Consider the following 21529-nt stretch of genomic DNA (forward strand, 5'->3'; position numbering starts at 1 on the left):
GTCGCTACCGTTGCAGGAGGCAATGAAAAAGGGCGGCATCGCTGCCGCCCTTTCGTATGCATAAGCCAGGTGGCTTGGATTAGAAGTCCATGCCGCCACTCGAGCCCGCTTGCGGGCTCGAGCAATGTAAGTTCATGGGCGTGCTTTATGGACTTCTTAGAAGTCCATGCCGCCCATGCCGCCCATGCCGCCGCCGCCCATGCCGCCAGGCATGCCGCCGCCAGCCGACTCCTTCTTCGGAGCCTCCGCGATCATGGCTTCGGTGGTGACGAGCAGGCCGGCGACCGAGGCCGCGTCCTGGAGAGCCGTGCGGACAACCTTGACCGGATCGACGATACCCATGGCGATCATGTCGCCATATTCGCCGGTCTGGGCGTTGTAGCCGAAGGTCGCGCCCTTGTTCTCAAGGATCTTGCCGGCAACGATCGAGGCTTCCGCACCGGCGTTAGAGGCGATCTGGCGGGCCGGAGCCTGCAGAGCGCGACGCACGATGTTGATGCCAGCGGCCTGGTCGGCATTGGCGCCGGCAGCCTTGATGTTGGCCGAAGCGCGCAGCAGGGCCACGCCACCGCCGGCAACGATGCCTTCTTCCACGGCCGCGCGGGTCGCGTTCAGCGCATCGTCAACGCGGTCCTTCTTTTCCTTGACTTCGACTTCCGTCGCACCGCCGACGCGGATCACCGCAACGCCGCCCGCCAGCTTGGCGAGACGTTCCTGCAGCTTCTCCTTGTCGTAGTCCGAAGTGGTCTCTTCGATCTGCTGCTTGATCTGGGCAACGCGACCCTGGATCTCGGCCTTCTTGCCGGCGCCGTCGACGATGGTGGTGTTCTCCTTGGAGATCGACACCTTCTTGGCGCGGCCGAGCATGTTGAGGCCGACATTCTCAAGCTTGATGCCGAGGTCTTCCGAGATGACCTGGCCACCGGTGAGGATGGCGATGTCTTCCAGCATGGCCTTGCGCCGATCACCGAAGCCCGGAGCCTTGACGGCGGCGATCTTCAGGCCGCCACGCAGCTTGTTGACGACCAGCGTGGCCAGGGCCTCGCCTTCGACGTCTTCCGAGATGATGAGCAGCGGCTTGGAGGTCTGCACGACGGCTTCGAGAACCGGCAGCATTGCCTGCAGGTTGGAGAGCTTCTTCTCGTGGAGGAGGATGTAGGCGTCCTCGAGATCAGCGACCATCTTGTCGGCGTTGGTGACGAAGTAGGGCGAGAGATAGCCGCGGTCGAACTGCATGCCTTCGACGACTTCAAGTTCGGTCTCGGCGGTCTTGGCTTCCTCGACGGTGATGACGCCTTCGTTGCCGACCTTCTGCATCGCTTCCGCGATCATCTTGCCGACCGACTCGTCACCATTGGCCGAGATGGTGCCGACCTGGGCGACTTCCTCGGAGGTCTTGATCTTCTTGGCGGCCTTGCCGAGCGCCGCGACGACCTCGGTGACGGCCAGGTCGATGCCGCGCTTCAGGTCCATCGGGTTCATGCCGGCGGCAACCGACTTGTGGCCTTCCTGGACGATCGACTGCGCCAGAACCGTCGCGGTCGTGGTGCCGTCGCCGGCGATGTCGTTGGTCTTCGAAGCAACTTCGCGGACCATCTGCGCGCCCATGTTCTCGAACTTGTCCTCAAGCTCGATTTCCTTGGCGACGGTGACGCCGTCCTTGGTGATGCGCGGGGCGCCGAACGACTTGTCGATGACGACGTTGCGGCCCTTGGGGCCGAGCGTGACCTTCACCGCATCGGCGAGGATGTTGACGCCGCGCAGCATGCGCTCACGGGCATCACGGGAGAATTTTACGTCTTTAGCAGCCATTTTTAGCTCCTGGCAGGGGCTTGCGATAAAGCCCGGAATTCAGTTGACGGTGAGGCCGATGATCAGCCGATGATGCCCATGATGTCGGATTCCTTCATGATCAGAAGGTCTTCGCCATTGAGCTTGACTTCGGTGCCCGACCACTTGCCGAACAGGATGCGGTCGCCAGCCTTGACGTCCAGGGGGACCAGCTTGCCGCTTTCGTCGCGCGCGCCGGAGCCGACGGCGATGATCTCGCCTTCCTGCGGCTTTTCCTTGGCCGTATCCGGGATGATGATCCCGCCGGCGGTCTTGGATTCGGATTCGACCCGGCGAACGACCACGCGGTCATGAAGCGGGCGGAACTTCGACTTTGCCATTTTTTCTTCCTCGAATGAGAACGGTGAGAAACAGTTCCTCCGTCCGGCGAAGCCGGACATATAGTTAGCACTCACCAAGGGCGAGTGCTAACGTGGCGCTGAAATAGGCCGCCGACCTGCGAGAGTCAAGGCGCGCGGCAGCCTCGAAAGGCGGTAATTTTTTCCACGGATTGCGGCTTAGAGAAACAACCGCAACTGCGTGTGGATGATCGACCGGTAATCCTCGATGGTCCGGCGGCCTTCCGGCTGGCCCTGCGCGAGCGCCAGGCGCACCACGCCACCGGCGAGCTGGAAGATCAACAGGACCATGCGTTCGAACTGCTCATGCTTGCCCGGCTCGATCAAGGTGGTGACCTGGTCGCAGAACATCCTGGCCTGATGCCGGGTTTCGGCGATGTCGAGATTCTTCAGCGCCTTGTCGGCCTGGATGGCGTTCTGCAGGTCCTGGATGGCCGGATCGCCGGCGACGCGGCCGAGGTAGTCGTCAAGCAACCGGTCGGCGGCGGCGATGACGTCCTTGGCTTCGCGGACATCGGCGAGGATATCAGTCAATCGCGCGCGGCTCACCTCCGAAAACCGCTCATAGAGCATCGCCAGGATCGCCGACTTGTTGGGGAAGTAGTGATAGACGGTGGCGATTGGTCCGCCCGCCAACGCGCCGACTTCCTTCATGGTGACGGCGTCGATGCCCTTCTCGCCGATCAGCCGCATGGTCGTCGACAAGATGGCATCGATGCGCTCGCGGCTGCGCTCCTGCTTGGGCTTGCGCCTCGGTTCGGTCGCTGTTCGCCTTGCTTCCACCATACACCGGTCTTTCGCACGAATTGCCAAATTCTGGTTGACAAAAAATATGATCAAGTATCAGTTTCTAAAATACTGACAGATTGTCAGTTTTTTTGCCGTGCGACAAGGGACGTTGGGAGGCGGCTTTGGCATCTGGTGACGCGCATGCCGGAAGCGGCGACTGGCTGGTCGGCAATCCGACCGGCGGGCAGCTTGCCTCGGCGCTGTGGATCGGCTCGGTCGGCCTGCTCATTCTCGGCCTGCAGCCAGTGCTGCTCGGCGCTCTCTACACGGAGGGCCATGTCAGCGGCGACGAACTGGCGCTGGTCGCCACCGCCGAGATGATCGCCATTGCCATCGGTTCGGCGATCGTCGCGATGCTGCTATCGGCCCGCAACATGCGCTGGAAAAGTGCGGTGCTGCTGCTCCTGCTGGCGCTGGCGAATGTCTGGACGGCCTATGCCGCCGGGGCCAATGCATTGATGGCGGCACGCGCCTTGGCCGGCCTTGCCGAAGGCGGGCTTGTCGCGGTCGCCACCGAGCTGATCGCCCGTTCGCGGCGCGCCGAACGCATCGGCGGCTTTTTCGTCACCATGCAGACGCTGGCGCAATGCGCGCTTGCCCTGCTGCTGGCGCTTTATGTCATCCCGGCCGCCGGATCGGCCGGCGGCTTCCTCATTCTCGCGGTCGTCTGCGTCCTGTCGCTCATCGTCGCCTTCGTCGTCCCCACCGATTACGCCATTCTGCCCAAGGACGAGAACCTCGCCAATGTGCTGACGATTCCTTCGATTACCGCCCTGTTGTGCGTCTTCTGTTACTTCATGTTCTTCGGCTCGGTCTGGGCGTTTCTGGAACCGGTTGGCGCCCAATTCGGCATTGACGGCCGCACAGTCGGCCTGATCGTCTCGGCCAGCCTGGCGGTTCAGGTCCTGGGCGCGATGACGGCGACCGTGTTCGAGGCGCGCATCGATTATCGGGTTGCCATCGCACTCATTGGCACTGTCGCGCTTGTCGCCTCGCTCGTGCTGGCCAGCGGACCTGGCCTCACCACCTTCTGGGTCGCCGCCCTGGTCATGGGTTTCATTCTCCTGTTCATCGTGCCCTACCAGATCCGCCTGGCGATCACGGCCGATGACACCCGCACCGCCGTGCTCCTGGTGCCGGCCGCGCAGCTCTTCGGCCTGGCGATCGGGCCGGTTGCGGCGTCGCTGCTCATCGACGGCAAGGATTTCCGCCCGGTTCCGGAATTCGCTGCCGGCAGTGCCTTGGCCAGTGTGCTGTTGCTTGGCCTGTTCATCCTCGTGGCGCGGCGTCGCCGGGTTGTTGCGTGAGCGCCATGTCGAACATCTGGAGCAACTGGTCCGGTTTTGTCACTGCCGCGCCGCGGCTGATCGCCAGCCCCGCCGATGCCAGCGAAGTTGGTGACCTCGTTCGCACCGCGCCCGGCCCGGTCCGTGTCGTCGGTGCCGGTCACTCCTTCACCCCACTGGTGGAATCCGAGGGCACGATCCTGTCTCTGGAAAAACTGGAAGGGCTGGTCTCGCATGACGCTGAAAAGCATCAGGCACGCGTGAAGGCAGGGACGCGGCTCGGTTCGCTCATGCACATCCTGCACGGCATCGGCCAGGGCCTGCCCAATATGGGCGACATCGACCGCCAGGCAATCGGCGGCGCGCTGGGAACCGCCACCCACGGCTCGGGGCCGACGCTCGGCGCCTATCACACGCAATTGGAGACGGTGCAGATCGTCGACGGGCTCGGCAAGGTCCGCGACTTCACCAGGGCAGGGGATCAGGACATGATCCACGCCATCGGCGTCGCGCTGGGTGCCTTCGGTGTCCTGAGCGAAGTGACGCTGAACAACATCGCGACCTACCGGCTGCGCCGCCGCAAATGGGTGCTGCCGATCGGCGACATGCTGCGCGATTTCGAAAAGATGATGACCGCGCACCGCTCGGCCGAATTCTACTACATTCCGTTTTCCGGCTACGCGCAGTTCATCGCCAGCGACTTCAGCACCGAGGCGACCACCACGCGCCCGACCGACGATGACGAAGGCTCCTTGCGCACGCTGCGCCGGTTGCGCACCGGGCTCGCCTGGCTGCCGTCACTGCGCCGCCGCCTGATCCTCGGTGCCGTCGCGAAAGTGCCGGCCGAGGATTATGTGCAGGACTGGCTCAACGTCTATGCCAGCGACCGCCAGACCAAGTTCAACGAGATGGAATATCACCTTCCCTTCGAGGAGGGGCCGAAGGCGCTGGCCGAGATCATCGCGCTCACCGAAAAGCACTTTCCCGAAGTCTATTTCCCAATGGAGGTGCGCAGCGTCGCGGCTGATCGGTTCTGGCTCTCGCCCTTCTACAACAGGCCGACCTGTTCGATCGCCGTCCACCACGACGCGGCGAGCGATCCGTTGCCCTTCATGCAGGCGGCCGAGCCGATCTTCCGCAGGTATGGCGGCCGGCCGCATTGGGGCAAGATGCACAGCCTGAAGGCGGCGGATTTCAAGAAGCTCTATCCCCGTTGGGACGACGCCATGGCGGTTCGCCGCGACATCGATCCGCAAAACCGATTCGTCTCGCCCTACATGGCAGGGCTGTTCGGCATTGAACCCAGTCCTTTTGGCATCGAACCCAGTCCTTTTGGCATCGAACGATGAGTGCCTACTTTGCCGCGCTCTCCGAAGCACTGAAGACCGCCGGCATCTTCCAGCCCTGCCTGCTGCTCGACCTCGACCGGCTGGATGGCAACATTGCGCTGGTCAAAGCCAGGCTTGACCCGAGTCTTGCCGTGCGGCTGGTCGACAAGTCGCTCGCTTGCCTGCCGCTGCTTGCGCATATCGGCAAGACGCTCGGAACCGGCCGCTTCATGACCTTTCATCCACCGATCAGTGAGGCGGTGCTGGAGGCGTTTCCGGATGCGGGTCTCCTGTTCGGCAAGCCGATGCCGATCGGGGCGGCCAGGGCGGCACTGGTGAAGGGTGGCGCCGACTGGTCGCGCGTCTGCTGGCTGATCGACAGTGACGAAAGACTGGCGGAATACGGCGCTCTCGCGATCGAACTCGATATCGAACTGCGCATCGCCTTCGAGATCGATGTCGGGCTGCATCGCGGCGGCTTCGCCAACCCGGAGGCCTTGTCGAAAGCGTTAAGCGCCATGGCGGCCCACAAACGACTGCGCTGCGAAGGCGTCATGGCCTATGAGGCGCACGCGCCGCATATTCCCGGCCTGTTCGGCGGGCCGGCCAAGGCGTTGGCGCAGGCTTCGGAGCGGGCCGCCGCTTTCGTGGCGCGCCTCGGCCCGGACCGGCGCCGCATCCTGAACATTGGCGGCAGCAAGACCGCGCTGCTGCATCACGGCGGCATTGCCAATGAAGTGTCGATGGGGTCGGCCTTCGTGCTGCCCAGCGATTTCGACACGCCTGGCCTCGACGGTTTCCAGCCGGCGGCCTTCATCGCGACGCCGATCCTGAAGATGGCCGAGCCGATGCTGCCGGGTCCGCCGGCTGTTTCCCGCCTGCTGCAGGCGCTCGGCCGGTTCCCCCGCAAGGGCTGCTATCTCTATGGCGGCAAATGGATGGCCGAACCGGTCTTTCCCGAGGGCATGAGGACGAATCGCCTGCTCGGCCTGTCTTCCAACCAGCAATTCATGGGCCTGCCTGCCGATAGCGTCGCCAAACCAGGCGACTACGCGTTCCTGCGGCCGACGCAGAGCGAGGCCGTGCTGCAGCAATTCGGGCCGATCGCGGTGCTTTCCCAGGGCAGGATCGTTGATCGTTGGCCGGTGTTGCCGATGATGTGATCGCGTCGGGTAGGTCGATATAGTTGACTAAGTCAAGTAAATGGTTGATCCTGTGAAGGCAGGAGATGACCATGACGATTCACCATCACCCCAAGAACGAAGCGCCGAACAAGCAGCTGATCGATGCGGTGCGGGCTTTCAACCGCTTCTACACCCGCCAGATCGGCCTGCTCGACGAAGGGTTGCTGAAAAGCGCCTTCTCACTGACCGAGGCGCGCGTGCTTTACGAGCTGGCGCACCGCGACGGTTTGACCGCGACCGACCTTGGGCGCGATCTCGGTCTCGACGCCGGCTATGTCAGCCGTTTGCTGAAGAAGTTCGAACGCCATGACCTCATCTCCAGGTCGACGCTGGTTTCGGATGCCAGGCAATCCTCGATTGCGCTGACGCCGGCGGGCAGGAATGCATTTGCGCCGTTGAACAAGGATTCGCATGACCAGGTCGCGGCCTTGCTCGATCGGCTGCCTGTTTCGGAACAGGACCGGCTGGTGAAGTCCATGCGGACTATCCAGGCACTGCTGGACGAAAGCGCAGAGCCGAAAATTCCCTATCTGCTGCGGCCGCTGCAGATCGGCGACATCGGCTGGATCACCCGCCGGCAAGGGATGCTCTACGCGCAGGATTATGGCTGGGACGAAACCTACGAGGCGCTGGTCGCCGAAATCCTCGCGGCCTTCGTCAAATCCTTCGACCCGAAATGGGAGCGCAGCTGGATCGCCGAGCGCGATGGCGAGGTCGTCGGTTCGGTCTTCGTCGTGCGCAAGTCGCCCGAGGTGGCGAAGCTCAGATTGCTTTATGTTGAGCCTTCGGCACGCGGCCTTGGCATCGGCGGGCGCTTGGTCGACGAGTGCATCGCCTTCGCGCGAGCCAAAGGTTACAAGACGCTGACGCTTTGGACCAACGATATACTGGGCTCGGCGCGCCGCATCTATCAGGCGGCGGGCTTCAATCTGATCGACGAAGAGCGCCACCATTCCTTCGGCAAGGATCTGGTCGGGCAGACATGGGATTTGGAATTATAGCGCCGATCAACCCTTGATCGGTATCCAGATCTCCAGTCCGCCATTGCCGCTGCGCGGATCGAACTCCGGGCCATAGCGTTCGAATTCCGGCGCGTCCGCTATTTCGTGTCCGGAGCCTGGCAGCCATTTGTTCCAGATCGTGTTGACGGTGCGGCGGATGGTCGAAATGTGCTCGCGATGCGAAAACACCGCATATTTCTGAGCCGGTATGCGCACGCGGCTGAATTCCCCGGGAAGGTCGGAAAAGTCCGAGACCTCGACGCCGGCGATGTAGTCGAAATTGCCGGCATCGTCGCCGTTGACGCAGACGCCATAGGCGACGTCACCGGTCTCGCCCGGAATGTTGCCGATAAAGGGGCCGAAGCGTTGCCATTGCATCGGAATGGCGGCGCTGGTCTCGCAGCTGTAGCGCTCGCCGAGCCCCGCGATGAGGAACGGCCGGCTGGTCTCGAAGCGTGGCGGTTCGAGCTTGGCAAGAAAGGACTGGTCCATCAGGATCGGCTCCACGAGGTCGAGGGTCTTGGTCGAGCCTTGCGCTCGCACCAGTTCCGGCGTCGTGCCGAACTGGTCGCGGAAGGCCCGGGTGAAGGCCTCATGCGAGTTGTAGCCGGCATCGAGCGCCACCGAGAGGATGTCGGGCGCCCCGTCGGCGAGCCTGCGTGCCGCCTCGGTCAGCCGGCGCGCGCGCATATAGCCCATGACAGAGCGGCCGGTGGCGGCACCGAAGGCGCGCGTCACATGAAAGCGCGATACACCGCTGCTTTGAGCGACGTCGTCGAGCGAGATCGCCTCCGGCAGATGGCTTTCGACAAACCACAGCGCTTTCTCGGTCGGGTTCATGGGCTTCTCGCATTGGGTCGGACCATCTTGCCGCTTTCTTCCGTGGCAATTTGATCGAAATTGCGCAGCGCGCGAATTTCGTCGAACAAAGTCATCGAATCGATTGCGCAAACGTTTCGATGACAATATGCTCTGCCGAAATCCGCCAAAGCCAATGAGAGCGGACTGGAACGCATCATCAGGGAGGAGCGCTTGCCAGCACTCCATTTGAGCCGCCATGCCGACAATGGCTGAGGTCGCGCGCCGCGCCGGCGTATCGGTTTCGACCGTCTCGCATGTCATCAACCGCACCCGCTTTGTCTCGCCGGAGAAGGCGCGGCTCATCAATGACGCGATCGCCGCGATGGGCTACCAGCCCAACGAGCTGGCGCGGTCACTGAAAGTGGCCTCGACCAACAGCGTCGGCCTGGCGATCTCGGCGATTTCCAACCCTTATTTCACCGACATCATCTGCGCGGTGGAGGCCGAATGCGCGCGCCTCGGCCTCATGGTCTTCCTCTCCGACACGCAGGAGGACCCCGACCGCGAGCTTTCGGTGGTGCGCGCGTTCCACCAGCGTCGCGTCGACGGTGTCATCCTGGCGCCGTCGGGCGCGCCGCAGCGCGCTATCGATTACCTGGCCGAGAAGAAGCTGCCCTGCGTGCTCATCGACCGTTTCGCCGACGAGCGCTTCGACCAGATCGGCGTCGAGAACCAGTCATCGATGCGCGCGCTGATCGACCATGTCGCCGCCTTCGGCCACAAGCGCGTCGGCTATATCGCCGGCCAGCCGGGCCTGGCGACGACGCGCGAACGCGTCGAGGCCTTTCGCGCCTCGCTGGTCGCCAATGGACTTGAATGCCTGCCGCACTATGTCTCGCCGGAGAATGTCGACACGGCGAGCGCGACCGCATCGACCCATGCGATCCTGTCTCTGCCATCGCCGCCCACCGCATTGGTCACGGGCAACAACATGACGACCATCGGGGCAGTTCGCGCCGTCCGCGAGAGGGGGCTCTCCATCCCCGGCGACCTCTCGCTCGCCGGCTTCGACGACTTCGAATGGGCCGATTGCTTCGAGCCGCGGCTGACACTGGTCGCGCAACCCTGCACCGAGATCGGACGGCAGGCGGCCGCCCTGCTGTGCGCTCGCATCGCATCGACCGACCTGGAGCCGCAGGCGGTGCGGCTGCGGGCGGCGCTGCAGGTGCGAGAGTCCTGCGCGAGGCCGGCCTCCCATGAGGTCAGCCCCATGAGGTCGGCATGAGCGCGCCGCTGCTTTCCGTCACCGGCGCGGTCAAGCGCTTCGGCGGCGTCCAGGCGCTGCGCGGCGTCGACTTCGACCTCAAGGCGGGCGAGATCCATGCCCTGCTTGGCGAAAACGGCGCCGGCAAATCGACGCTGATGAACCTGTTGTCGGGCGTCTACACGCCGGACGAGGGCACCATCCACATCGACGGCAAGCAGGTAGCCTTCAACAACCCGCGCGAGGCGCAGGCGGCCGGCATCGCCACGATCTTCCAGGAACTCGACCTGGTGCCGACGCTCGACGTCGCCGCCAACCTTTTCCTTGGCCGCGAGTTGATGCGGCCGGGTGGTTTCCTCGACGTGCCGGCAATGCGCAGCGAAGCGCGCAAGCGTCTCGAAGCCATCGAATTGGCCATCGATCCGGCCAGCATGGTGGCGAACCTGTCGATCGGCCAGCGCCAGGTCGTGGCGATCGTCAAGGCGCTGTCCTACGCCTCGCGCGTGCTGATCATGGACGAGCCGACGGCGGCACTCACGGTAGGTGAGGTCGACAGGCTGTTCGACATCATGCGCAAGCTCGCCGCCAGCGGCGTCGGCATCGTCTACATCTCGCATCGCCTAGAGGAGGTACCGCAGATCGCCGACCGGGTGACGGTCATGCGCGACGGTCGCGTCGCCGGCGTCACCGAGCCGCACGCGCCGCAGGCCGAACTGGTCCGGCTTCTGGTCGGCCGGCCGCTGGATGAGCTTTATCCCGAGCGGTCGACGAAGGCCGGCAAGACGCTGCTCAGCTTGCGCGATGCCAGCTTCAGGCTCGCCCATGAAAGCGCCGGCTGGCAGCCGCCGAGCGGCGTCTCGCTCGACGTCAAGGCGGGCGAGATCGTCGGGTTGGCCGGCATCATGGGGGCTGGGCGCACCGAATTGCTCAGCGCGCTCTATGGCACCGGCCTGTCCGGCCGCTGGGAAGGCGAGGTCGCCATCGATGGCCGGCCTGTAAGGCTGGATTCGATCAGGGCGGCCCGCGCGGCCGGCATCGCCTTCGTCACCGACGACCGGCGCGGCAGCGGGCTGATGCTCAGAATGGCGGTGGGCCTCAACCTGGTGATGTCGGTGATCCGCCGCATCTCGCCCCTCGGCCTGATGTCGCAGCGCCGCCAGGCGGATGCGGTAAAGCAGTCCTTCGGCCAGTTCGATATCAGGCCGAAGAATCCCGACATCGCCGTCGGCGCGCTTTCCGGCGGCAACCAGCAGAAGGTGGTGCTGGCCAAGGAGATCCTCGGCAATCCCCGTCTGCTGCTGCTCGACGAGCCGACTCGCGGCGTCGATGTCGGCGCCAAGGGCGAGATCTACGCGCGGCTGAGGCAGTTGGCGGCGCAGGGGCTCGGCATATTGGTCGCGTCCAGCGAGATGCCGGAGCTCATCGGCCTGTGCGACCGGATCGTGGTGCTGCGCCAGGGGCGCAACGTGGCGGAATTCATCGGCGGCGTCGACGAGCACACAGTGCTTGACGCGGCAAATGGCAGGGAGGCCTGATGTCTGAACAGAAGATTTCGGTGGCAGCGAGCCCGGCTGTGCCGGCGGCAGCGCCAAAGCATCGCGATCCGCTCGCCCTTGTGGTGCGCTTCCAGAGCCTGATCGGCCTGGTGGTGGTGGCGATCGGCGGCATCATCTTCTCGCCGCGCCGGCACGGCCAGATCCTGTTCCTCGATCCCGACAACATCGCCAACATCGTGCGCGCCGTCTCGGAGACCGGAATCATCGCCATCGGCATGACTTTCGTCATCATCACCGCCGGCATCGACCTGTCGGTTGGCGCGGTGCTCGGGCTGTCCAGCGTCGTCACCGCATCGATGATGATCTCGGGTGGCTTCGGGCTCATTCCCACCATCCTCGCCGTGCTTATCATGGGCATCGTCTTCGGCGCCATCCAGGGCACCATCTCCACCCGCTTCCGGCTGGAGCCGTTCATCGTCACGCTCGCCGGCCTGCAGGCGGCGCGCGGCCTGGCGCTGGTCGTCTCGGGTAACCAGTACATCAACATTTCCTATGGCGACGGACCGGGCCTGGCACCGCCGGTGTTCGCGATCCTCGGCGAGCGGTTGTTCAACAACACCGTGCCGGTCGCCACCATCGTCTTTATCGTCTTTGCCGCGATCGCAACGATCGTGCTCAACACGACGCGCTTCGGCCGCTATGTCTTTGCCGTTGGCGGCAATGAGCGCGCGGCGCGAATTTCGGGCGTGCCCGTTTCGATGGTGAAGATCTCGGTCTATGCCATCACCGGTTTTGCCTCGGCCCTTGCCGGCATCGTCCATGCCGGCCAGTTCAATTTCGGCAGCGCCAATGACGGCATGGGCTACGAGCTCACCGCGATCGCCGCCGTGGTCATCGGCGGCACAAGCCTGTTTGGCGGCGCCGGCTCGATGGTCGGCACCGTTGCCGGCACCATCATGCTCGGCGCGCTCGCCAACATCCTGCAGCTGAACAACATCACGCCCGCCATGCAGTTGCTCGCGACCGCCGCGATCATCGTGCTGGCGGCGGTGCTTCAATCCCTCGTTCGCCGCCGCGAGGGGTTGGGTCGTTAGGAGGAAGGCGGCAACAAAGTCGAAGTCAAACCAAGGTCTGGCCCCCCGGCCCGACGAGGAGGAGAGCGAGTATGAAAACCACAAGACAAGGAACGAGGAACACGCTTCATGCCGTGCTTCTGGCAGGCGCGGGCCTGTGCATTGCAGGAGCCGCCCAGGCCGCCGACCCGATGGTCAAGGCCTGCGCCAAGGACGGCCAGTTCATCATCGGCTTCTCGCAGGCCAACAACGCCGAACCCTATCGCCAGCATGTCAATGACGAACTGACGGCGGCGGCCAAGGCCGTGCCGGGCTTCACTCTGCAGATCGCCGACGGCGCCGGCAACGTCAACACGCAGACCTCGCAGGTCGACAATTTCATCACCCAGAAAGTCGATCTGCTGCTGATCTCGCCCTTCGAGGCGGCACCGCTGACGCCGGCGGTGAAGCGCGCCATGGATGCCGGCATCCCGGTCATCGAGCTCGACCGCAAGACGGTCGGCGATCCCGGCAAGGACTACACCGCCTTCATCGGCGGCGACAATTACAAGATTGCGCTCGAGGCCGGCAAATACACCGCCAAGACCTTGCTGCCGGATGGCGGCGAGGCGGCGGTGCTGGAAGGCTTGCCGAGCTCGACGCCGGCGGTGGAGCGGCTGAACGGCTTCAAGGACGGCGTCAAGGGGAATGCCAAGATCCAGGTCGTCGCCGAGCAGGCCGCCGACTGGGTGCCGGACAAAGCCCAGACCGCCTTTGCCGCCATGCTGCAGGCGCATCCCGACATCAAGGTGCTCTATGCCTCCAACGACATGATGGCGGCCGGCGCGCTGCTTGCCGCCAAGGGAGCCGGCAAGGACGTCAAGATCATCGGCACCGACGGCCTGCCTGGACCGGCCGGCGGCATCGAGGCCGTCGCCAAGGGCGACTGGGCGGCAACCTTCACCTACCCGACGGGTGCGAAGGAAGCGATCGAGATGTCGAAGAAGATCCTGCTCGACTGCTCGACCTCGGTGGAGCCGACGGTAACGGTCGAGACGACGGCGATCACGGCGGAGAATGCCAAGCAGCTGATGGGGAAGTGAAGGGCGATTAGCGCTCGGCGCTGAGGTTGAGACAGCAGGGCCCCGCGCGGGGCCTTGCTTTTTTGCTATTGCTAGATCTGGTCGTGCTCGTGCCAGCTTCGGCCCGCCACCCCAGTCGCTTACTTTGCGTTTAGCCCCGTCATGTAAGGATCCGTAATCCCAAGGGGGCGCGAATGCTGGATAATTACGAGGCCGACCGGTTTGGCGTGATTCACCAGATCGACGTCACGCCGATCAAATACGACAAGCAGTACATTTCCTATTACGAGGATCTGAGCGACCGGACCATCAAGCTCGGCTATCAGCGGCTTGGCTGGGTGCTGGGGGTCACCGGTGAGATACCTCGATCCGTGCTGGAGATTGGTTATGGCACCGGCACCTTTGTCGAGGCCGCCAAAATTACCGGGGTTGCCGACTGTGCCGGCTGCGACATCACCAGATTTCCGCTGCCCGAGGGCGTCCGCTTTGTCGATTGGGACGAGGCGCTCGCCGGCTCGTGGGATCTCGTCGCCATGTTCGACGTGCTCGAGCACATTCCGGATCTGGGTTTCCTCGCCCGCCTTCAGAGCCGCCACCTGGCCATCGCCGTCCCTTACTGCCGCTGGCGTGAACTCGGCGCCGACGGCGAAGCGTGGTTTCGGACGTGGCGCATGCGTCTGCCTAACGAGCACCTGCACCATTTCGACCGTGACTCGCTGGTGGCGCTCCTCGAGCATTACGGCTTCGAATGCGTGACGCTGAATTGCTTTGAAGACGAGATCAGACTGCGGCCGGGCGAAGCGGGTCCGAATATTCTGTCAGGCTTTTTCAGAAAGCTATAGGCCGGTTCCTCGGCGACCGCGGCCAGGTGTCATGCCTCCTGCCTGGTGACCGCTCGCGGCTGAAAACCGCAGCCGCGCCGAAGCCGCATTGCGCGACGACAGGGGTTGACATCGCCGCGAAACATCGCTTCAAACGTAATGTTATTACATATGGAGCATGTGGCGACGGCGTCGCAAAAAACTCATTGCGATGCGATCGACGGAAATCTACGGTGGGTGCGTGATGGCCCCCGCGCCGAAAGGCAAGGGGTGAAAAGGGAACACGGTGAGACCTCAAAAGGTCGAGGCCGTGGCTGCCCCCGCAACTGTAAGCGGTGAGCAAGATCCGACATGCCACTGGCCGGCAAGGCTGGGAAGGCTGGATTGCGCCGAGACCCGCGAGCCAGGAGACCTGCCATCAACTGAGTTGACCGGACGGGGTGTGCCGGGAGGAGGCGTGGACGTCGGTCTTGTCGGCCGGCTCGCCAACATCCTTCCGTCGCCAGTTTTGAAAGTGACGGAAAGTTGGACGGCGCCATCGATCATCGTATCATCGTGTGCACGCTTTGCCGCGACGTTCCGACCGGCATCAGGTCGGGCGAAAGCCTGTGCGTGGATTTGCGCTCCCGGCTCGCAGCCTGCCATGAACCCGCCGTGGCGCATGGCTTCACGGTCGAAGGCGTCGAATGCATGGCGGGCTGCGCGCGGCCGCTGACGGTGGCCTTCCAGGCGCCGGGCAAGGCCTCCTATCTCTTCGGCTCCATCGACGCCGAGGCCGACGCCGGCGATCTCCTGCGATTTGCCCGACTTTACGCCTCGCTCGCCGACGGCTGGTGCAATTCCGGACAACGTCCGCCGCGACTGGCCGGCAAGACACTGGCCCGCATTCCCGGGCCGGCCAAGTTTCCGGGCAACAGCCGATGACAATGCCACTCCTCGAAGCGCGCGACCTCAGCGCCATGGTCAATGGCCGGCATCTGGTCCACGCCTTCAGCCTGTCGGTGGCCTCGGGCGATCGCCTTGCCATCATCGGCCCCAATGGCGCCGGCAAGACCACGCTGCTGCGCATGCTGTCGGGCATGCTCAGGCCAAGTGCGGGCGAGGTGAAGCTTGGCGGGCGCCGCCTGGACCGTATCGCGACCGCCGAGCGGGCCCTGCATATCGCCGTCGTCGGCCAGACCGACCAGCCGGACCCGCGGCTGGCGGTGATCGACTATGTCGAGCTCGGCCGCGTCCCGCATGCCGGCCTGAGACGCAGGAGCGAGGAGCGCGACATCGTCGTCGACGCGTTGCGCCGGACCGGCCTGTTGCCGCTGCTTGGCCGCACCATCGGCTCGCTGTCGGGCGGCGAGCGCCAGCGCGCCCAACTGGCGCGCGCCATCGCGCAGCAACCGAAAGTGCTGTTCCTCGACGAGCCGACCAACCATCTCGATCCGCGCGCCCGCGGCGAGCTGCTCGAGCTCGTAGCCGGCTTCGGCATGACGGTGATCGCGGTGCTGCACGATCTGGCCCTGGTGGCGCCCTTCGCCACCAGGGTCGCGGTGATGAGCGAGGCGCGGCTGCATGCGCTGGCGGCACCCGGCGAAGCGCTGACGCAAAAGCTGATCCGCGAGATTTTCGGCGTCGACGTGTTTCGCCTGCGCCATCCGACCGAAGACCGCGAACTCACGGTGTTCGATGTTCCGAACCGCGCCGCGCCGCCATCCTGATCGAGCCCATCCCTCATCCGACACTGTTCAGCCAAGGAGCAAAATCCGTGAAACGCCTCGCCCTGTCGCTCGTCTTCTTGCTGCTGGCCCCGGCAGCCTTCGCCTTCCCGGTCACCGTCGACAGCTGCGGCAAGCCGCTGACCTTCGACGCGCCACCCAAGCGCGCCGTCATCCATGATCTCAACATGGCCGAAATGGCCTTCGCGCTGAAGCTGCAGCCGTCGATCGTCGGCCTGACCGGCATCACCGGATGGTACAAGGTCGGCCCCGAGTTCAAGGCCGAGCAGGGTTCCATCCCGGAACTGGCGCCCAAATACCCGACGCTCGAAAACCTCGTCGCCGTCGAGCCCGATTTCTTCTTCGCCGGCTGGTACTATGGCATGAAGCCGGGTGGCGACGTGACGCCCGACAGGCTCGCCCCGCACGGCATCAAGACGCTGGTGCTGACCGAAAGCTGCGTCCATCTCGACAAGAACCGTCCGGCCGCCTCGATGGACCTGCTCTATGGCGATGTCGAAAAGCTGGGCAAGATCTTCGGCAAGGACGCGGACGCGGAGAAGCTTGTCTCCGGCTGGAAGGCGCAACTCGCGGAAATCATCGCCAAGGTTGGCGACCGCAAGGGGACGCGGGTATTCCTCTATGATTCCGGCGAGGACAAGCCGTTCACATCAGGCAAATTCGCCATTCCGAGCGCCATGATCGCGGCCGCGGGTGGGGACAACATCATGGCCGACATGGACACCAGCTGGGGCAACACGGACTGGGAAACCGTGGCGTCGCGCAATCCGCAGTTCCTCATCCTGCTCGATTACCAGGATGGCGGCGGCTACAAGAAACTGCTCGATTTCTTGAAGGCGCACCCGGCGATGAAGGAGACGGACGCGGTCAAGAACGAGCGCTTCGTGGCGCTGCGCTATGCCGAACTGACGCCCGGGCCGGCAAACATCGAGGCGATCGGCAAGATCGCCAGGGCGATGCATCCGGAAGCGTTCTGATGCTTGTTGCCCCTGGGCATAAATCCGGCGCGCTTTCGGGACACAAGGCATTCGCGCTAGCGATGGTGGCGGGCACGATGGCGATCGTCGGCCTCCTGCTGCTGTCGATCGCCTATGGTTCGACGCTGATCCCACTCACCGACGTCATCGCCTCGCTTGGCCAGGCCGTCGGATTGAACGAACACCAGGTGTCTGGCCCGGTCGGCAAGATCGTCGTCGATCTCAGGCTGCCGCGCACGATCCTGGCGGTGTGTGTCGGCGGCGGCCTCGGCATAACAGGCGCGTTGCTGCAGACGGTGACCCGCAACGATCTTGCCGATCCCTTCCTGTTCGGCCTGTCGTCGGGGGCGGCGGCCGGTGCCGTTTCCGTCATCACCGTCTTTGGTGACACTTTCGGCATCTGGACCTTGCCGGTCGCTGCCTTCACCGGCGGCATACTGGCCGCCTGCATCGTCCTGCTGCTGGTCGCGCGGGTGAGGGGGCAGGGACCCGAACGGCTGATCCTCGCCGGCCTTGCCGTCTCCTTCCTGTTCACGGCCTTGACCAACTATCTGGTTTTTGCCGGCGACCAGCGCGCCGCCCATTCGGTGCTGTTCTGGACGATGGGCGGGCTCGGGCTGGCGCGCTGGGACAATGTCTGGCTGGGCGCCTTGGGCGCCGGCACGATTGCAGCCTACGGGCTGTGGAACCACCGCAGGCTGGACGCTTTCCTGGCGGGTGAAAGTGCCGCCGAAAGCCTTGGCGTGCCGGTGGCGCGGATGCGCAGGACGACGTTTCTCGTCGCCGCCTTTTCGACGGCAATTCTCGTCTCGGTCGCCGGCGTCATCGGCTTTGTCGGGCTTATGATCCCGCATCTCTCGCGGCCGCTGGCCGGTCCCTTGCATCTGCGCCTGATCGCCAGCTGTGCGCTGTTCGGGGCGGTGCTGTTGCTGGCAAGCGATCTTCTGGCGCGAACCCTGCTGCCGCCGCAGGAACTGCCGATCGGCATCATCACCAGCTCGCTCGGCGCCTTCTTCGTCGTCACGCTGGTCGTGAGAAACCGGCTCTGACCGCAAGAGCAATTTCAGGAAAAGTGTGAAGCGGTTTTCCCGGGAAAAGCGCGTAGCGCTTTCCCTTGGGAATTGCGTTAAAACAAAGAGGCCAGAGCTTGCCGTCTCAGACCGTCCAGAAATAGCGCACGATGTGAAAGAAGATGGGGGCAGCGAAGATCAGGCTGTCGGTACGGTCCATCATGCCGCCATGGCCTTCTATCAGATGGCCCCAGTCCTTGACGCCCTGGTCGCGCTTGATGGCCGAGGCGACCAGCCCACCCAGAAACCCCATCGAACAGACGACGAAGGCGACACACGCCGCCTGCAGGGGCGTGAATGGCGTCACGAACGACAGAAGAGCGCCGAGCAGGCTCGCCGACACCACTCCACCGATCAGGCCCTCCCAGGTTTTCGACGGCGATACGGTCGGCGAAAACCGGTGTTTTCCGAACAGCTTGCCGAAGATGTATTGCAGCACGTCGCTGCCTTGCACGACGATGACCAGGAAGGCGATCAGCAACAAATTGCGGCCTTCGAAGCCCGGCACATCGAGCGTCAGCAGCGCTGGAACATGGCTGACGCAATAGACGGAGATCATCACCGCCCATTGCTGCGCGGCGATCCGCTCGAGAAAGCGTTCGGTGTCTCCATGCAACGCGGTGATGGCCGGCATCAGCAGGAAGCAATAGACCGGAATGAAGATGACGAAGAGCCCGTACCAGGCGGTCCAGACCAGCCAGTACTGAAACGGGATGATGATACCGAACATGCCGAGCAGCACCCAATGGTCGCTCCGGCTCGTGTGCGTCAGCGTCACGAATTCGCGCAGCGAGGCGAAGGAAATCAGCGCGAACAGGATGGTCAGGCCGTACCGGCCGAAGAAGAAGGCGACCGTCATCAGTGCGACCATCACCCACCAGGCATTGATACGCTGGGTGAGATTGACCAGAGTCGAGCTGAGTGGCTTCGGCGCCCGTGCCGAAAGTATCGCGGCCACGATGCTGGCGGTCGTCAGCACCGCCAGCAGGCCGATGATCAGGATGGAGATGTCGTGGCGCATCAATCGTCTCGTTCGGGACGCGGGTTGAGCGCCAGAAGCGTGGCGTGGGCTCGCTCGAGAAAGGCGCGCCGCTCTTCGCCGGGGGCAATCGCCACCGGCGCGCCGAAGACGACGCGGCATAAAAGCGGGACCGGCAGGAACTGGCCCTTGGGCAGCACGCGCGACATGTTCTCGATCCAGCACGGGATCAACTCGACCTGCGGCCGTGCCATCGACAAATTGTAGAGCCCGGAGCGGAAAGGCAGCAGCGGCTCGTCGGTCATGTTGCGGGTGCCCTCGGGAAACAGGATGAGCGAATGGCCCTGGTCGAGAACCGACAGCATGATCTCGATCGGGTTTTCCTCGGGCTTCGTCCATTGCCGGTTGATGAGCACGGACGACAGCATGTCTTCGGCGATGAAGCGGCGCAGCCGCGATTTTCCCCAATATTCGCCGGCAGCCACGGCATGGGTGATCGCGCGCTCCTTTTCGTTGAGGCACGCCGACAAAAGGATGAAGTCGCCATGGCTCGTGTGGTTGGCGAAATAGATGCGCTGCTTGTCCGACGGCAGACTGCCATTCCAGATCGGACGCACCCCGGTCACCACCCAGGCAAGCGCCGAGAGGCCGACGGAGGTCGCCGTCTGCAGCAGGGTGAAGGTCTTGAGCGAGAGCTTGTTCATCGCGGCGCCCAAAATCCGGCCGCCAGAAGCATCGCCACGAACAGGCCAAGGGCTATGCGTTGCCTGGTCAGCAGCCGGCGCGTGCCGGCCATGCGTTCGTCGAGCGAACGTGCGGAAGGCGGCAGCGGCTTCAGGCGCATGCGCGCCAGCATGTCATCCACCGCGGCGCCGGCTGAAGCCTCGTCGTCATGGCTGGCCATCAGCCGGAACAGCAGCGCGTCGAATGCCAGCAGGGCCGACAGCGCCAGCACCGCAACCGCGCTGACGGCAGCGAGCGACAGCGCCACGGCCGCGGGCAAGGTCTCGAAGGCGCCGCGCGCCCGGGCGACCAAGGGCGCCAGCATGTTCGCGGCCAGAACGAGTGCGGCCGGCCACGCGGCCTGCCGCATCAACAGGAGGGCGAAGCGATCGGTGCTTTGCTGATAGGCATTGCCGGTCATGATGCCGCCCGCTCCGTTGCCTCGACAAGATGGACCGGCCGGCCGGCGTCGCTCAGCATCTCGCGGGCCAGGGCCGGTGTCCTGGCCCTGCCGGTCGCCACCAGCCATTCGGCGACGACGCCGGCGCTGCGCTGGAAACCGAGCGCGCAGCAAACAAGCACCGTGCCGTCGCGGCGCGCCTTCTCCAGCGCGCCGGCTGCCTGCTGCTGCACCATCAACGGCGGCGGCAACAGGTCGACCATCGGTAAGGCGATCCAGCGGCAAGTCACTCCCGCCGGCCTTTCAAGTTCGGCGGCGAGGTCGATGACCGTGCCGAAGCCGTTGGCCTCGCTTGCCGTGGGAAAACGCCCGAGAAAGACACCGTCGGCAACCGCCACCTGCGACGCAAGATTACGCGTCCAGGCCCGAATGTTTATTCTGGCGCCAAGTCGGTACGGCAAGAGCAGGATACGGCTTGCGAGCGTGATGCTGCCATCCGCGGATTTCTGGAACACTTTCGGGCCGGCCCCGGCATAGGCAAGCGCGACGATGGCCAGCGCCAAGGCTGGCCAAAGCAGGAAGAGCGCGACGGCTGAAAAGAGCGCGCCGAACGCGGCGGCGGCCAGCGCAAGGACGGCGCCCAGTGCATAGGACAGTGCCAGCCGGCGGGCTTTCGCATCGCTGGTCAGCCGGGCACCTGAAAACGGCAATTCGCCGTTGCGCGGAAACAGCCAGAGCGCGAAAAGACCGAGCAGCGCGCCGGTCGGGATGTCGATGAAATGATGCTGCCACGTCGTCAGCACCGAGGCGCCGATCAGAAAGCACCAGCCGTGCCAGAGCGGCAGGAGAAGGCGACCGAGCCGGTGGCGCCAATGGTCCCAGATGATCACCAGCAGGGCGATGTGCAGCGAGGGCGCCTGGTTGAACGGTTTGTCGAAGCCGCCAAGCACGGCAAACATGAAGCCCGGCAGGCCGGTCGTTTCCGGCCGCACGAACGTCGCGGCCAGCGGGAACAGAATGAAGCAGGTGACGGCGACGAGTTGCGCGGTGAGATAGCGGCCGGCCAGGCGGTCGACCCCTTGCCGGTTGTCGTTAAGCAGCAGCGACAAGCCGTAGAACAGGTTGATCGACCAGTAGGGCACGATGGTCCAGGCGACGAACGGGATGCTGTGTTCCCAGGAGAACACGATGCTGCCGACATCGTCGCGCCGCGACGCCAGCCAGTTGGCGAAGCCATAGCTCAGGTAGAAGAACGGCGCCAGGAACGCCAGCCACAATGCAGCCCTGACGACCACACGGCCATAGGGTTCGGCGGCGAGGATGGCTGCGGGTTGCGAAGCGTCGGGGTTAGTCGGCATGC

The 21529-nt window shown here is 64.3% G+C and carries 21 protein-coding genes and 1 riboswitch; of the genes, 13 read left to right on the forward strand and 8 right to left on the reverse strand.

Going from position 1 to position 21529, the window contains the following annotated elements:
• Window positions 1–156: 156 nt before the first annotated feature.
• From groL to FJV83_RS04980, 3 genes are all read right to left on the reverse strand, one after another.
• Window positions 157–1812 (reverse strand): chaperonin GroEL, encoded by a 1656-nt coding sequence (gene groL / locus FJV83_RS04970; protein WP_095770579.1) that lies wholly within the window; start codon window positions 1810–1812, stop codon window positions 157–159.
• 62 nt (window positions 1813–1874) lie between these two features.
• Window positions 1875–2171, reverse strand: a complete 297-nt coding sequence (gene groES / locus FJV83_RS04975) for a co-chaperone GroES (RefSeq protein WP_010915433.1) — start codon at window positions 2169–2171, stop codon at window positions 1875–1877.
• A gap of 177 nt (window positions 2172–2348) precedes the next feature.
• Window positions 2349–2975, reverse strand: coding sequence for a TetR/AcrR family transcriptional regulator (locus FJV83_RS04980; protein WP_142876447.1), 627 nt, complete (start codon window positions 2973–2975; stop codon window positions 2349–2351).
• A gap of 125 nt (window positions 2976–3100) precedes the next feature.
• Here FJV83_RS04980 and FJV83_RS04985 point away from each other — a divergent pair, with 125 nt between their 5' ends.
• The 4 genes from FJV83_RS04985 (at window position 3101) to FJV83_RS05000 (ending at window position 7777) form a co-directional block, all read left to right on the forward strand.
• A complete protein-coding gene (locus tag FJV83_RS04985) occupies window positions 3101–4285 on the forward strand; it encodes an MFS transporter (RefSeq protein WP_142876446.1) in 1185 nt (394 codons plus the stop codon).
• A 5-nt stretch (window positions 4286–4290) separates the two neighbouring features.
• Entirely contained in the window at window positions 4291–5613 is a 1323-nt protein-coding gene (locus FJV83_RS04990) for a D-arabinono-1,4-lactone oxidase (protein WP_142884848.1), read from the forward strand.
• Window positions 5610–6755, forward strand: coding sequence for an alanine racemase (locus FJV83_RS04995; RefSeq protein WP_142884830.1), 1146 nt, complete (start codon window positions 5610–5612; stop codon window positions 6753–6755). Before FJV83_RS04990 ends, FJV83_RS04995 begins: the two co-directional genes overlap by 4 nt.
• A gap of 71 nt (window positions 6756–6826) precedes the next feature.
• On the forward strand, window positions 6827–7777 hold the full coding sequence (locus FJV83_RS05000; protein WP_142884829.1) for a helix-turn-helix domain-containing GNAT family N-acetyltransferase: 951 nt from the start codon (window positions 6827–6829) through the stop codon (window positions 7775–7777).
• Between the two features lie 6 nt (window positions 7778–7783).
• Here the strand turns inward: FJV83_RS05000 and FJV83_RS05005 are convergent, their stop codons facing one another.
• Window positions 7784–8617, reverse strand: a complete 834-nt coding sequence (locus FJV83_RS05005) for an AraC family transcriptional regulator (RefSeq protein WP_142884828.1) — start codon at window positions 8615–8617, stop codon at window positions 7784–7786.
• A gap of 217 nt (window positions 8618–8834) precedes the next feature.
• Between FJV83_RS05005 and FJV83_RS05010 the strand changes: the two genes are divergently transcribed.
• The 9 genes from FJV83_RS05010 (at window position 8835) to FJV83_RS05050 (ending at window position 18046) form a co-directional block, all read left to right on the forward strand.
• The gene (locus FJV83_RS05010; RefSeq protein ID WP_142884827.1) at window positions 8835–9863 is read left to right on the forward strand and encodes a LacI family DNA-binding transcriptional regulator; all 1029 of its coding nucleotides are present in this window, start codon (window positions 8835–8837) and stop codon (window positions 9861–9863) included.
• Window positions 9860–11377 carry a sugar ABC transporter ATP-binding protein gene (locus FJV83_RS05015; protein ID WP_095770572.1) on the forward strand — a complete coding sequence of 506 codons (1518 nt, stop codon included), beginning with the start codon at window positions 9860–9862 and terminating at the stop codon, window positions 11375–11377. Before FJV83_RS05010 ends, FJV83_RS05015 begins: the two co-directional genes overlap by 4 nt.
• Complete coding sequence (locus tag FJV83_RS05020; RefSeq protein WP_142884826.1) at window positions 11377–12432, forward strand: ABC transporter permease; 1056 nt, start codon at window positions 11377–11379, stop codon at window positions 12430–12432. Before FJV83_RS05015 ends, FJV83_RS05020 begins: the two co-directional genes overlap by 1 nt.
• A 71-nt stretch (window positions 12433–12503) precedes the next feature.
• Complete coding sequence (locus tag FJV83_RS05025; RefSeq protein ID WP_095788353.1) at window positions 12504–13493, forward strand: substrate-binding domain-containing protein; 990 nt, start codon at window positions 12504–12506, stop codon at window positions 13491–13493.
• Between the two features lie 173 nt (window positions 13494–13666).
• Entirely contained in the window at window positions 13667–14314 is a 648-nt protein-coding gene (locus FJV83_RS05030; RefSeq protein ID WP_142884825.1) for a class I SAM-dependent methyltransferase, read from the forward strand.
• A 207-nt stretch (window positions 14315–14521) separates the two neighbouring features.
• Window positions 14522–14728, forward strand: a riboswitch (cobalamin riboswitch).
• 90 nt (window positions 14729–14818) lie between these two features.
• Entirely contained in the window at window positions 14819–15217 is a 399-nt protein-coding gene (locus FJV83_RS05035; protein WP_095770568.1) for a DUF1636 family protein, read from the forward strand.
• Window positions 15214–16002, forward strand: coding sequence for an ABC transporter ATP-binding protein (locus FJV83_RS05040; RefSeq protein ID WP_142884824.1), 789 nt, complete (start codon window positions 15214–15216; stop codon window positions 16000–16002). The genes FJV83_RS05035 and FJV83_RS05040 overlap by 4 nt, the downstream gene beginning before the upstream one ends.
• A gap of 47 nt (window positions 16003–16049) precedes the next feature.
• The gene (locus FJV83_RS05045) at window positions 16050–16997 is read left to right on the forward strand and encodes an ABC transporter substrate-binding protein (protein WP_142884823.1); all 948 of its coding nucleotides are present in this window, start codon (window positions 16050–16052) and stop codon (window positions 16995–16997) included.
• Window positions 16997–18046 carry an iron ABC transporter permease gene (locus FJV83_RS05050; protein ID WP_185973289.1) on the forward strand — a complete coding sequence of 350 codons (1050 nt, stop codon included), beginning with the start codon at window positions 16997–16999 and terminating at the stop codon, window positions 18044–18046. Before FJV83_RS05045 ends, FJV83_RS05050 begins: the two co-directional genes overlap by 1 nt.
• 106 nt (window positions 18047–18152) lie before the next feature.
• On the opposite strand, the gene FJV83_RS05055 is transcribed toward FJV83_RS05050, so the two are convergent.
• Genes FJV83_RS05055 through FJV83_RS05070 form a run of 4 tightly spaced genes read right to left on the reverse strand, consistent with a single transcriptional unit; the run spans window position 18153 to window position 21527 of the window.
• Window positions 18153–19088 carry a phosphatidate cytidylyltransferase gene (locus FJV83_RS05055; RefSeq protein ID WP_095770564.1) on the reverse strand — a complete coding sequence of 312 codons (936 nt, stop codon included), beginning with the start codon at window positions 19086–19088 and terminating at the stop codon, window positions 18153–18155.
• The gene (locus FJV83_RS05060; protein ID WP_095770563.1) at window positions 19088–19750 is read right to left on the reverse strand and encodes a lysophospholipid acyltransferase family protein; all 663 of its coding nucleotides are present in this window, start codon (window positions 19748–19750) and stop codon (window positions 19088–19090) included. The genes FJV83_RS05055 and FJV83_RS05060 overlap by 1 nt, the downstream gene beginning before the upstream one ends.
• Window positions 19747–20190: a hypothetical protein gene (locus FJV83_RS05065; protein ID WP_095770562.1), complete on the reverse strand. Its 444-nt coding sequence runs from the start codon at window positions 20188–20190 to the stop codon at window positions 19747–19749. The genes FJV83_RS05060 and FJV83_RS05065 overlap by 4 nt, the downstream gene beginning before the upstream one ends.
• Window positions 20187–21527 carry a phosphatase PAP2/dual specificity phosphatase family protein gene (locus tag FJV83_RS05070; RefSeq protein WP_142884822.1) on the reverse strand — a complete coding sequence of 447 codons (1341 nt, stop codon included), beginning with the start codon at window positions 21525–21527 and terminating at the stop codon, window positions 20187–20189. Before FJV83_RS05070 ends, FJV83_RS05065 begins: the two co-directional genes overlap by 4 nt.
• Window positions 21528–21529: the final 2 nt, after the last annotated feature.

It is taken from the genome of Mesorhizobium sp. WSM4307, assembly GCF_007003945.1.
Classification (GTDB): domain Bacteria; phylum Pseudomonadota; class Alphaproteobacteria; order Rhizobiales; family Rhizobiaceae; genus Mesorhizobium.